The organism is Prauserella sediminis (genome assembly GCF_014195435.1).
Taxonomy (GTDB): Bacteria; Actinomycetota; Actinomycetes; order Mycobacteriales; family Pseudonocardiaceae; genus Prauserella; species Prauserella salsuginis.
In genome coordinates this window covers 3970502-3982179 of sequence record NZ_JACIBS010000001.1, presented here as the reverse complement: position 1 = coordinate 3982179, position 11678 = coordinate 3970502, and the positions used below count along the sequence as shown (strand labels likewise).

Sequence of the window (11678 nt, the reverse complement as noted above, 5' to 3'; positions counted from 1 at the left end):
GCCCTTCGACGTCCGGCCGACCGGCGGCCGGACGGCAATCTCCGCGGCGTCCGGCCGAAGGTGTCCGGCGCCCACGGTGAAAGGTGGTTTCCATGGCAGAGGTCAGCTACCGGAATGCATCCCGGCTGTACCCCGGTTCGCCCCCGGTGCGCGCGGTCGACCGGCTCGACCTGACCGTCGCCGACGGTGAGTTCCTCGTCCTGGTCGGCCCTTCGGGTTCCGGCAAGTCCACGGCGTTGCGCATGCTGGCCGGTCTCGAGGACGTCGACGAGGGCGCCATCCACATCGACGAAAGGGACATCACCGATACGCCCGCGAAGGACCGCGACATCGCCATGGTGTTCCAGTCCTACGCCTTGTACCCGCACATGACGGTTGCGGAGAACATGAGCTTCGCGCTCAAACTCAAAGGGGAATCGAAGGCGAGCATCGCCGACCGGGTGCGGCAGGCGGCCGAGCTGCTCGACCTCACCGCGTACCTGGACCGCAAGCCGAAGGCCCTTTCGGGCGGACAGCGGCAACGGGTCGCCATGGGCAGGGCGATCGTCCGGGAGCCGTCGGTGTTCCTCATGGACGAACCGCTCTCCAACCTGGACGCGAAACTGCGGGTCGAGACCCGCGCCAACATCGCCTCACTCCAGGATCGACTCAGCACCACCACGATCTACGTCACCCACGATCAGATCGAGGCGATGACGATGGGGCATCGCGTGGCGGTGCTCAAGGACGGCACGCTGCAGCAGTGCGACACCCCGCGCAACCTGTACGAACGGCCGACCAACGCGTTCGTGGCCGGTTTCATCGGCTCCCCCGCGATGAACCTCAAAACGGTGACCGTGGTCGACGACGGTGCCCGCCTCGACGGTCTCAGCGTGCCGCTGTCGCGAGACACCCTCGCCGCGGCCGGTGGCACGCTGACGCTGGGTGTGCGACCGGAGTCGTTGCGGCTGGCCGGTTCCGGTGAGGACGGCGCGGCGATGACGGTGGAGCTCGTGGAGGAGCTCGGCGCGGACGCCTACGTCCACGGCACCGTCCGGGTGGGCGAGCACTCCGAACGGTTCGTGGTCCGTGCCGACGGGCGCACGCCACCGAAACTCGGGGAGACCGTCACGGTCGCCATCACCAGTCCCGACGAGGTGCACGCCTTCCACTCGGAGACCGGCCTCCGGCTACCCGCGGCCGGCTGACCGGCACGCCGACTAAACCGGCACGCCGTTGGCGCACCCCGCCACCTTCCCGGTCGATGGCATCAGCGCCTCCTCGTCCCGCCGCACCACAGTGGCCTGCCCGCGGACCGGTGCCGCTCACCGACGTACCGGATGAGCGACCACCGGCCCGCGGTGTCCTCTCCGGCACGGCACGCCGTGTCGGCCCGGCACTGGTCCGGCGCGGCAGCACCATGAAAACGATTCAAGTGGGTTATGGTCCGATCATGAAAGGATTCACCGGTACGCACCGCCGCGACGGCGGCACTGCAGACGGGAGTCGGGGTGGCGGACCGACCCGATAGCCGCTCCCGCGGGGTGAGCATCAAGGATGTCGCCCGCGCAGCCGACGTGTCGGTGGCCACGGTTTCCAACGCGCTGAACCACCCGGAACTGCTCTCCGCCGACACGCACGCGCGGGTGATGCGGGCCGTCGAGAAGCTCGGTTACGTACGCAGCGAATCGGCCCGTCAGCTGCGTGCCGGCCACAGCCGCATGCTGGGCCTGCTCGTGCTGGACATGCGCAACCCGTTCTTCGTCGGCATGGCACACGGTGCCGAGCAGGCCGCCCGCGCCGACGGGCTCGGCGTCATGCTCTGCGACAGCTCCCAGGAGCTCACCGCGGAGGAGTTCTACCTCGGCCTGTTCGCCGAGCAACGGGTCCGCGGCGCGCTCGTGACCCCGACCGACAGTTCGACGACGTCGCTGTCCGTACTGCGCAGACACGGAATCCCGTACGTCTTCCTCGACCGCGTCGCCTCCGGCGACGAGGCGTGCTCGGTGTCGGTCGACGACGTCACCGGGGGCAGGCTCGCCGTCGGCCACCTGCTCGAACAGGGCCACCGCGACATCGCCTACGTCAGCGGGCCGATGTCGCTGCCGCAGTGCCTCGACCGCCGCACCGGCGCCCTCCAGGCGTGCGACGACGCCGGCGTCGACCACGACGCCGTCACCGTCATCGAGACCGAACGCCTGGACGTCGACGCCGGCCGGGACGCCGGTTCCCGCCTGCTCGGACTGAACCCACGCCCCACGGGCGTGTTCTGCGCCAACGACCTCATCGCACTCGGCGTGCTCCAGACTCTCGTCGCGGCGCGGGTCGCCGTACCCGACGACATCGCACTCGTCGGCTACGACGACATCGACTTCGCGGCCGCCGCTGCGGTACCACTCACCTCCGTTCGCCAGCCCGCGGCCCAGATGGGCGCCACGGCCACGGAACTGCTGGTCCGCGAGATCGCGGGCGACGAACAGCACGTCCACGAGAACGTGGAATTCACCCCCGAACTGGTCGTGCGGCGCTCCAGTCTCGCCCGCCGCTGACCGCCCGTCGCTCCCCTCCGAATTCGGGCCTTGTTCACACGGTCGTGGTCCCCTACAGTTTTTGAAACGATTCAACCAACGGCGGCTGAAGCGGGAGGACCAATGACGGTCCGAGTAGGCGCACGACACACGACAGGCTGGCGAGCGACGATCGCCGTGGCCATGTCCAACTACATCGAGGCGGGCTCGATCATCGCGATCGCCACGAGCCTGAGCCTGTGGCAGGAGCACTTCGGGCTCGACGACCTGGCCGTCGGCCTGCTCGCCTCGCTCAGCGCCAACGCCTTCGGCGCCGCGGCGGGCGCGGCCATCGGCGGTCCGCTGTGCGACCGCTACGGCAGGAAGTTCATCTACACCTACGACCTGCTGTTGTTCATGCTCGGGTCGCTGCTGGCCGTCTTCGCCGCGTCGTTCGCGATGTTGCTCATCGCATTCGTGCTGACCGGTATCGCGGTCGGCGCCGGTGTCACGGCCTCGTGGACATACATCGCGGAAGAGGCGCCGGCCGACCGCAGAGCCGCGCACGTCGGCACCGCGCAACTGGCGTGGTCGCTCGGCCCCATGGTCGGCTATCTGCTGGCCGCAGCCCTCGTTCCGCTCGGATTGCTCGGCAGCAGGCTGATCTTCGCGCACCTGTTCGTGGTCGCCGCGGTGACCTGGTGGGTACGACGGGGCCTCGCCGAATCCACGATCTGGACGAACCGCACCACCTCCGGCAAGCAGGTCACGTTCCTGTCCAGCCTGCGCGGACTGCTGACCAAACGCGTCAACCTCACCGCGCTGCTGTTCCTGTTCGGTGTCTACGCATTGTGGAACGCGGTCGCCGGCCAGGCGGGCATCTTCCAGCCGCGGGTGTACGACGCCGCCGGCTTCACGGAGGTCACCCAGCAGTACCTCCTGCAGGTCGTGGTCTGGGGCTGCACGAGCCTGACGACCTACCTCGGATTCATGCTCCTCGCCGACCGGGTGAGCAGGCGCTGGCTGTACTTCTCCGGCGCGCTGCTCGGCATCGTCGCGTGGGCCGCACTGATCTACGCACCGCCGGGAACCTCCACACTGCTGTTCTTCGCGATCGGCTGGGGTATCTCGTCCGGTATCGGCGCGCAGGCGTTCTACGGGTTGTGGACGAGCGAGCTGTTCGCCACGCAGTATCGCGCGAGTGCCCAGGGCGTGCTGTTCCTGTCCGCACGGATCGTCGTCGGCCTGCTGAGTGTGTGGTTCCCGGTGATGCTCACGCAGCTCGGCCTCCAGGGTGTCGGCGTGATCATCCTGGCGCTGCTGGCCGTCGCACTGCTCGTGGGCACGATCGGCGCACCGAACACGCAGGGCCGAACGCTGCAGGACATCGAGAGGGAGCGGTACGGCACGTCGCCGGAGGGCGAGGACGACCTGGCGGTGCGCTCGTGATCAGGGTCTGTTTCCAACTGCAGGTCGCACCCGAGCGGATCGACGAGTACCGCCGCAGGCACGCAGCAGTGTGGCCCGAGATGCTCCGGGAGATCGAAGCGTCCGGCAGGCGCAACTATTCGCTCTTCCTCCGCGAGGACGGCCTGCTCATCGGCTACTACGAGACCGAATCGGTGGAGCGCTCGGACGCCTACCTGGCGCGATCGGAGGTCGCCGCGCGGTGGGAGGCGGAGATGAGCGAGTTCTTCGTCGGCGACGGCCGCCCCGACCGGACCGCGGTCTCGCTCGACGAGGTCTTCCACCTCGAGGACCAGTTGTCCCGTACCGCTCGCCCGCAGGAAGGGAATGGCGTGTAATGCCCCGCTTCGCCGACATCACCGAGACACTCGCCCGGCAGGCCATCGAACTGCCCAGCTGGGCGTTCGGCAACTCCGGTACCAGGTTCAAGGTGTTCAGCACCCCGGGGACCCCTCGCACCCCCGAGGAGAAGATCGCCGACGCCGCCACGGTCCACGAGCTGACCGGCCTCGCCCCGGCCGTCGCGCTGCACATTCCGTGGGACACCGTCGACGACTACGCGGTGCTCGGGCGATATGCTCGCGAGCGCGGGGTCGAGCTCGGCACGATCAACTCGAACACGTTCCAGGACGAGGACTACAAGTTCGGCAGCCTGACCCATTCCGACGCACGGATCCGGCAGCAGGCGATCGACGCGCACTTCCGGTGCCTCGACATCATGCACGCGACCGGGTCGACGGATCTGAAGATCTGGCTGGCCGACGGCACCAACTACCCGGGACAGGATTCCCTGCGCGCCAGGCAGGACCGCCTCGCCGAATCACTGGCCACCATCTACGAACGGCTCGCCGACCACCAACGGCTCGTGCTCGAGTACAAATTCTTCGAACCGGCCTTCTACCACACCGACGTGCCGGACTGGGGAACCTCGCTGGCCCAGGTGAGCGCTCTCGGTGACCGGGCACTGGTGTGTTTGGACACCGGGCATCACGCGCCGGGCACGAACGTCGAGTTCATCGTCATGCAGCTGCTGCGGCTCGGCAGACTGGGTTCGTTCGACTTCAACTCCCGGTTCTACGCCGACGACGACCTGATCGTCGGCGCGGCCGATCCCTTCCAGCTGTTCCGCATCCTGCACGAGGTCGTCGCGGGCGGCGGGCTCGCCGAGGATTCGCCGGTGCGCTTCATGCTCGACCAGTGCCACAACGTCGAGGAGAAGATCCCGGGGCAGATCCGCTCGGTCCTCAACGTGCAGGAGATGACGGCGCGGGCGCTGCTGGTCGACCACGCGGCATTGGCGAAGGCGCAGGCGGAACACGACGTGCTCGCCGCCAACGAGGTGCTCATGGACGCGTTCCAGACCGATGTGCGCGGCGATCTGGCCGCGTGGCGCGAATCCCGCGGCCTGCCCGCCGATCCGATGCGCGCGTACGCCGAGTCGGGACACGGGCGCCGCCTCGCCGAGGAGCGGGTCGGCGGCACCCAGGCGGGCTGGGGCGCATGAGCGACGGTCGCACAACGAAGGAGAACACCGTGACCACAGCAGATTCCGTCGTCGCCGACCTGCTGGCGCGCAGTAACCGCCTCGGGTCCGACCCGAAGAACACCAACTTCGCGGGCGGCAACGCCTCCGCGAAGGGCACGGATGTCGACCCGGTCACCGGCGAGGCCGTGGACCTGTTGTGGGTCAAGGGATCCGGCGGGGATCTCGGCACCCTCACCGAACCGGGCCTGGCAGTGCTGCGGCTGGACCGGCTGCAGGCACTGCGCTCGGTCTACCCCGGGCTCGACCGCGAGGACGAGATGGTCGCGGCCTTCGACTACACGCTGCACGGCAAGGGCGGCGCGGCCCCGTCGATCGACACCGCCATGCACGGTCTCGTCGACGCCTGCCACGTCGACCACCTCCACCCCGACAGCGGTATCGCGATCGCCACGGCCGTCGACGGCCCCGCGCTGACGGAGAAGATCTTCGGCGGTGCGGTCGTCTGGGTGCCGTGGCGCCGCCCCGGCTGGCAGCTCGGGCAGGACATCGCCGACATCAAGCGGGATCACCCCGACGCGGTCGGCGTGGTCCTCGGCGGTCACGGCATCACGGCGTGGGGCGACACCAGCGAGGAGTGCGAACGGAACTCGCTGTGGATGATCGACACGGCCGCGGCCTACATCGCCGAGCACGGCAGGCCTGAACCGTTCGGTGCGGTGCTCGACGGCCGCGAACCGCTGCCCGAGGCGCAGCGCCGTGCGAAGGCGGCCGCGCTCGCGCCGATCATTCGCGGCCTGGCGAGCACGGACCGGCGGCAGGTCGGCCATTTCACCGACAGCCCCGAGGTGCTCGATTTCCTGTCGCGGGCCGAGCATCCGCGGCTCGCCGAGCTCGGCACCAGCTGTCCGGACCACTTCCTTCGCACCAAGGTCAAGCCGCTCGTGCTCGACTTGCCCGCGACCGCCACGGTCGAGGAGTCGGCGCAGCGACTGCGCGAGCTGCACGCCCGGTATCGCGAGGACTACGCCGGCTACTACCACCGGCACGCCACCGCGGACTCGCCGCCGATGCGCGGGGCCGACCCGGCGATCGTGCTCGTACCCGGGGTCGGCATGTTCAGCTACGGCGGCGACAAGCAGACCGCCCGAGTGGCGGGCGAGTTCTACGTCAACGCAATCAACGTGATGCGTGGCGCCGAGGCCGTCTCCAGCTACCGGCCCATCGACGAGTCCGAGAAGTTCCGCATCGAGTACTGGGAGCTCGAAGAGGCGAAGCTGCGCAGGCGTCCCGCTCCGAAGCCGCTGGCGACGCGCGTCGCACTCGTGACCGGCGCGGCGTCGGGCATCGGCAAGGCCACGGCGCAGCGGCTCGCCGCGGAAGGTGCCACCGTGGTGGTCGCCGACCTCGACGCCGACAAGGCCGCAGCGGCCGCCGCCGAACTCGGGTCTCCGGACGTGGCGATCGGGGTGCGCGCCGACGTCAGCGACGAGGCGGGCGTGGCCGAGGCCGTACGGGAGGCCGTGCTGGCGTTCGGCGGGCTGGACCTGGTGGTCAACAACGCCGGGATGTCCTTGTCGAAGCCGCTGCTGGACACCACCGCGGAGGACTGGGATCGGCAGCACGATGTGATGGCGAAGGGCTCGTTCCTGGTCAGCCGCGCCGCCGCGGAGGTCTTCCTCGCGCAGGGACTCGGCGGCGACCTCGTCTACGTCGTGTCGAAGAACAGCGTGGTCGCGGGGCCGAACAACATCGCCTACTCGGCGACGAAGGCCGACCAGGCGCATCAGGTGCGGCTGCTGGCCGCCGAACTGGGCGAGCACGGCATCCGGGTCAACGGCGTCAACCCCGACGGGGTGGTGCGCGGCTCGGGCATCTTCGCGGGCGGCTGGGGTGCCGAGCGAGCGAAGGTCTACGGCGTCGCGGAGTCCGAGCTAGGCGCGTTCTACGCACAGCGAACGCTGCTCAAGCGGGAGGTGCTGCCCGAGCACGTGGCCAACGCGGTGTTCGCGCTCACCGGTGGCGACCTGAGCCACACGACGGGGTTGCACGTGCCCGTGGACGCGGGCGTGGCCGCGGCGTTCCTGCGGTGAGGAGGGGTCGGTGAGCACTGCCCACGGGAGCGTCGCCGCGGTCGACCTGGGCGCGTCGGGCGGGCGCGTCATGCTCGGCCACGTCGGCGAGCACGAGCTGCGGCTGGAGACCGTCAGCCGGTTCGGGAACGAACCGGTGCGCACGCCCGACGGGCTGCACTGGAACATCCTCGAGCTCTACCGGCGGCTGCGGGAAGGAGTCGCCGAGGCCGCGATCCGGGCGCCCGGCCTGCTGAGCGTCGGCATCGACTCGTGGGCCGTCGACTACGGCCTGCTGCGCGCGGGCACGCTGCTCGGCGTTCCGTACCACTATCGCGACCCGCGGACCGCCAACGGGGTGCGGGACGTGCACGCGGTCGTCGGTCCCGAGGAGCTGTACCGGCACAACGGGCTGCAGCATCTGCCGTTCAACACGCTGTTCCAGCTCGCCGCTGACCGGCGCACGGGACTGCTCGACGTCGCGGACCGGATGCTGCTGCTGCCGGATCTGCTGGCCTACTGGCTGACGGGAGTGCAGGTCGCCGAACGCACCAACGCGTCGACCACCGGGCTGCTCGAGCCCGGCGGCGAAGCGTGGAACCGGTCGTTGCCGGAGCTGCTCGGCATCGACCGTTCCCTGCTACCTCCCCTGGTGTCGCCCGGCGACTCGATCGGCGAGACCGAGGTACGGGGCGGACACCGGACCCGCGTCACCGCGGTCGGTTCGCACGACACGGCGTCGGCGGTGGCGGCCGTACCCGCGGCCGAGGAGTCGTTCGCCTACATCTCGTGCGGCACCTGGTCGCTGGTGGGTGTCGAGTTGGCCGAGCCGGTCCTGTCGGAGGAGTCGCGCGCGGCCGGGTTCACCAACGAGCTCGGCGTCGACGGCCGGATCAGGTATCTGCACAACGTCACGGGACTGTGGCTGCTGAGCGAGTCCGTGGCGCACTGGCGCGGCAACGATCCGGACGTCGACCTGTCCACGCTGCTCGCGCAGGCGGCCGACGTGCCACCGGGGCGCGTGCCGGTGTTCGACACCGACGACGAGCGATTCCTGCCGCCCGGCGACATGCCCGCGCGGATTGCGGCGTGGCTGTCCGAACACGACCTGCCCGTCCCCGGAACCCGGCCCGAGTTCGTGCGGTGCATCCTGGAAAGCCTTGCCGAGGCCTACGCCCGGACGATCACCACGGCGGAGAAGCTGACGGGGCGCTCCGTACCGGTCGTGCACATGGTCGGCGGAGGATGCCGCAACACCCTGCTGTGCCGGCTCACCGCCGAGCGCACGGGCCGCCCGGTCGTCGCGGGCCCGGTCGAGGCGACGGCCACCGGCAACGTGCTCGTCCAGGCACGAGCCGCGGGGCTGATCCGCGGAGGCCTCGACGACCTCCGTGCCCTCGTCGCCCGTACCCACCACCTGGAGACCTACTTGCCGTCGTGAGCGGTTCGCCGAGCCGGCACATGCCGGCCTCCGCCGCCGGCCGCCCAGGGCCGACGGCGGCGGAGACCGGCCGTCGCGGCAGCGGCTCACCCGCTCATGCGGGGACCGACTGTTCGGCCGGTGCACGCGGAGTGGTCAGCAGGCTGCCGACGACGAGTGCCAGTACGGCCAGTGGCAGGGCGACGAGCACACTGTTCCAGTCGAAGGGCTTGTCGAGGCCGAACTCCCATCCGACGGTCGCCACGATGCCGGTGATCATCGACGCGATACATCCGACGGCGGTCGCCCGCCGCCACAGGAATGTCGCGAGCAGGGACGGCGTCACGACCGCGCCGTACATGGTGTACGCGAACACCTGGATCTCCAGCACCCCGGGGAAGAACTCGCCGATCACGAACGCCGCCGCGCCGAGCAACACGATCGTCATCCTCGTCAGCAACAGCTCCCTGCGGGAACCACGTTCCTTCTTCGACAGCGAACCGTAGATGTCACGGACCAGGTTCCCCGCGGACGACAACAGGTACGAGTTGGCGGTCGTGATGATGAACGCGGTCGCGGCCATGAGCATGATCGCCCCGAGCGCCACCGGCAACGAGTCGGTCGAGAGCCGCAGCACCGCGGTGTCCGGTTGGATCGCAGGGAGCAGCACCGCCGCACCCGAGGAGATGACGATGACCGCCCCGTAGAACAGCAGGTCACCTGCCAGGAATCCGACGGTCGATCGTTTCGCCACTTCCGGGCTCTGTGCGGCACTGAACCGCTGGTACATGTTCTGGTCGCCCAGAATCAGCAACAGCGTCGGCAGCACGTACCCCAGCATCTGGATCGGGGTCAGTCCGCCGCTCCACGTCATGTGGTCCTCGGGGAGCCGCTCGGCCAGGCCGCCGAAGCCGCCGAGCGTCACGAGCACGAAGATGAACGCCCCGACCAGGCCGATGGTGATGAGCAGCGCGCTCAGCGCGTCGGTGTAGGCCACCGAGATCAGCCCGCCACTGAACGCGAGGAACACGACCACGACGAGCCCCACGATCTTCGCGACGCCCTCGGGGAAGCCCGTCGTGAGGTGCAGGATGTAACCGAGGCCGCGCACCTGTTCGGAGACGATCGCGCTGTAGGCGATCACGATCGCCACGGCGGTGACGATCCGGACGGACGGTCCGTAGCGTTGCTGCATGAGCTCGGGAACCGTGTACTTGCTGTGCTCGCGGACGCGCTTGGCGAGGAACAGGTACATGATCAGGATGCCCAGCGGAGCGCCGATGCTGTAGAAGATGCTCGCGAGCGGCCCGTAGGTGTACGAGAACGACGCCCGCCCCATGATCGTGCCCGCGCCCGTCCAGGTGGCCAGCAGCGTGCCCATCAGCACGAGCCTGCCGAGCCGCTGTCCGGCCAGCATGAAGTCGTGATTGTTCTTGATCTTCCTCGCCGCCCAGAAGCCGATCGCGACCATCGCGGCGACGTAGGCACAGATCGAGCCGAGAATCAGCGCATCCCTCATGGCTCACTCCTCACCACGCGAGCGCCCTGCACGACCGTGCGGATGTTGCCGGGGTCGGCCAGCACGGTGACGTCGGCGAGCGGGTCCTCGTCGAGGACGACCAGGTCGGCGTGCGCCCCCGGCGCGAGCGTGCCGAGCTCACCTCGCATGCCGACGAGCGCCGCCGCGTTGGTCGTCGCCGCCCGGATGACGTCGAGCGGGCGCTGTACCTGCGCCCTGATGCGGAACTCCTCGTTTTGCCTCCGCTGCATCCCGCCGAGCAGGTCGGAGCCGTAGGCCAGCCGCACGCCCGCCCGTGAGGCCGTCTCCAGCGCGCCGAGGCCGTTGTCGAGCACTTCGCCGACCTTCTCCCAGCTGGCCTGCGGCAACCCGTGGTCCCGGCCCTCCTCGCGCAGCGCGAAGTAGGTCACGAGCGTGGGGACGAGGAACGCATCACGTTCGAGCAGCAGCTCCACCGTGCGGTCGTCGAGCAGGTTACCGTGTTCGACGCAGTGGACACCCGCCTCGAGCGCACGGTTGATGGCGTACGGCGGGTAGGCGTGCACGGTGACGTAGCGGCCCGCCGCCTCGGCCTCGTCGACGGCCGCGCGCAGCTCGTCCATCGAGTACTGCGTCGAGCCGATCCTGTCCCCCAGTGACGACACCCCGCCCGAGGCGTGCAGCTTCAAGTGGTGGGCACCGCGCCGCAGCTCCTCCCGGACGGCCTTGCGCACCTCGTCCGCGCCGTCGACGACCCGGCCGGTTCCGGAGCAGCACGGGTGCCCGTCGACGTGGTTCTGCTCGACGGTCCGCTTGTCACCGTGCCCGCCCGTCTGGCTCAGGGCCTTGCCGCCGTAGAACAGTCGTGGCCCGCGGATGAGCCCCTCTTCCCGAGCCCGTGCCAGGCCGAAATCCGCGCCGCCGGTGTCGCGCACGGTCGTGAACCCGCGGTCGAGCATCGCACCCATGTTGCGGACGGCTCCGGCCGTGACATAGGTCGGCGGCGCGTCGGCGACCACGGTGAGGTTGCCGCTGAAGGCGAGGACGTGCACGTGGCAGTCGATCAGGCCCGGCAGCACGTGTCCGCCGTGGACGTCGAGCACCGGGATGTCGGACGCCGGGCGGATGCGGTCGTCGACCTCGACCACCCGGCCGTTCTCGCACCGTAGGTCGGCTCGCCGGTACTCCCCCTGCTCCGGATCGAGCACGTGGGCGTCGCGGACGAGGAGCGTTGCGGTCATCGGACTAACCT

General features: G+C 69.6%; 9 protein-coding genes. 7 read left to right on the top strand and 2 right to left on the bottom strand.

The window, feature by feature from the left end:
* Window positions 1–92: 92 nt before the first annotated feature.
* From FB384_RS18070 to FB384_RS18040, 7 genes are all read left to right on the top strand, one after another.
* Window positions 93–1187, top strand: a complete 1095-nt coding sequence (locus FB384_RS18070; RefSeq protein WP_183784628.1) for an ABC transporter ATP-binding protein — start codon at window positions 93–95, stop codon at window positions 1185–1187.
* A 336-nt stretch (window positions 1188–1523) separates the two neighbouring features.
* Entirely contained in the window at window positions 1524–2528 is a 1005-nt protein-coding gene (locus FB384_RS18065) for a LacI family DNA-binding transcriptional regulator (protein ID WP_258937746.1), read from the top strand.
* 102 nt (window positions 2529–2630) lie between these two features.
* On the top strand, window positions 2631–3935 hold the full coding sequence (locus FB384_RS18060) for an MFS transporter (RefSeq protein WP_221212785.1): 1305 nt from the start codon (window positions 2631–2633) through the stop codon (window positions 3933–3935).
* A complete protein-coding gene (locus tag FB384_RS18055) occupies window positions 3932–4291 on the top strand; it encodes an L-rhamnose mutarotase (protein ID WP_183784624.1) in 360 nt (119 codons plus the stop codon). The genes FB384_RS18060 and FB384_RS18055 overlap by 4 nt, the downstream gene beginning before the upstream one ends.
* Complete coding sequence (gene rhaI, locus FB384_RS18050) at window positions 4291–5457, top strand: L-rhamnose isomerase (RefSeq protein ID WP_183784622.1); 1167 nt, start codon at window positions 4291–4293, stop codon at window positions 5455–5457. Before FB384_RS18055 ends, rhaI begins: the two co-directional genes overlap by 1 nt.
* Window positions 5454–7529, top strand: a complete 2076-nt coding sequence (locus FB384_RS18045) for a bifunctional aldolase/short-chain dehydrogenase (RefSeq protein WP_183784620.1) — start codon at window positions 5454–5456, stop codon at window positions 7527–7529. Before rhaI ends, FB384_RS18045 begins: the two co-directional genes overlap by 4 nt.
* Before the next feature lie 10 nt (window positions 7530–7539).
* Window positions 7540–8949, top strand: a complete 1410-nt coding sequence (locus tag FB384_RS18040; RefSeq protein WP_323985272.1) for a rhamnulokinase — start codon at window positions 7540–7542, stop codon at window positions 8947–8949.
* 94 nt (window positions 8950–9043) lie between these two features.
* Here FB384_RS18040 and FB384_RS18035 read toward each other — a convergent pair whose 3' ends face one another.
* Both FB384_RS18035 and FB384_RS18030 read right to left on the bottom strand, forming a co-directional pair.
* A complete protein-coding gene (locus FB384_RS18035) occupies window positions 9044–10447 on the bottom strand; it encodes a sodium:solute symporter family protein (RefSeq protein WP_221212784.1) in 1404 nt (467 codons plus the stop codon).
* Window positions 10444–11667 carry a metal-dependent hydrolase family protein gene (locus tag FB384_RS18030; RefSeq protein ID WP_183784618.1) on the bottom strand — a complete coding sequence of 408 codons (1224 nt, stop codon included), beginning with the start codon at window positions 11665–11667 and terminating at the stop codon, window positions 10444–10446. The genes FB384_RS18035 and FB384_RS18030 overlap by 4 nt, the downstream gene beginning before the upstream one ends.
* Window positions 11668–11678 lie beyond the last annotated feature (11 nt).

Coding starts and splice junctions, on each gene's coding strand:
- FB384_RS18045 (WP_183784620.1), top strand. CDS start 5,454: ATGAGCGACGGTCGCACAACGAAGGAGAACACCGTGACCACAGCAGAT.
- rhaI (WP_183784622.1), top strand. CDS start 4,291: ATGCCCCGCTTCGCCGACATCACCGAGACACTCGCCCGGCAGGCCATC.
- FB384_RS18070 (WP_183784628.1), top strand. CDS start 93: ATGGCAGAGGTCAGCTACCGGAATGCATCCCGGCTGTACCCCGGTTCG.
- FB384_RS18035 (WP_221212784.1), bottom strand. CDS start 10,447: ATGAGGGATGCGCTGATTCTCGGCTCGATCTGTGCCTACGTCGCCGCG.
- FB384_RS18030 (WP_183784618.1), bottom strand. CDS start 11,667: ATGACCGCAACGCTCCTCGTCCGCGACGCCCACGTGCTCGATCCGGAG.
- FB384_RS18060 (WP_221212785.1), top strand. CDS start 2,631: ATGACGGTCCGAGTAGGCGCACGACACACGACAGGCTGGCGAGCGACG.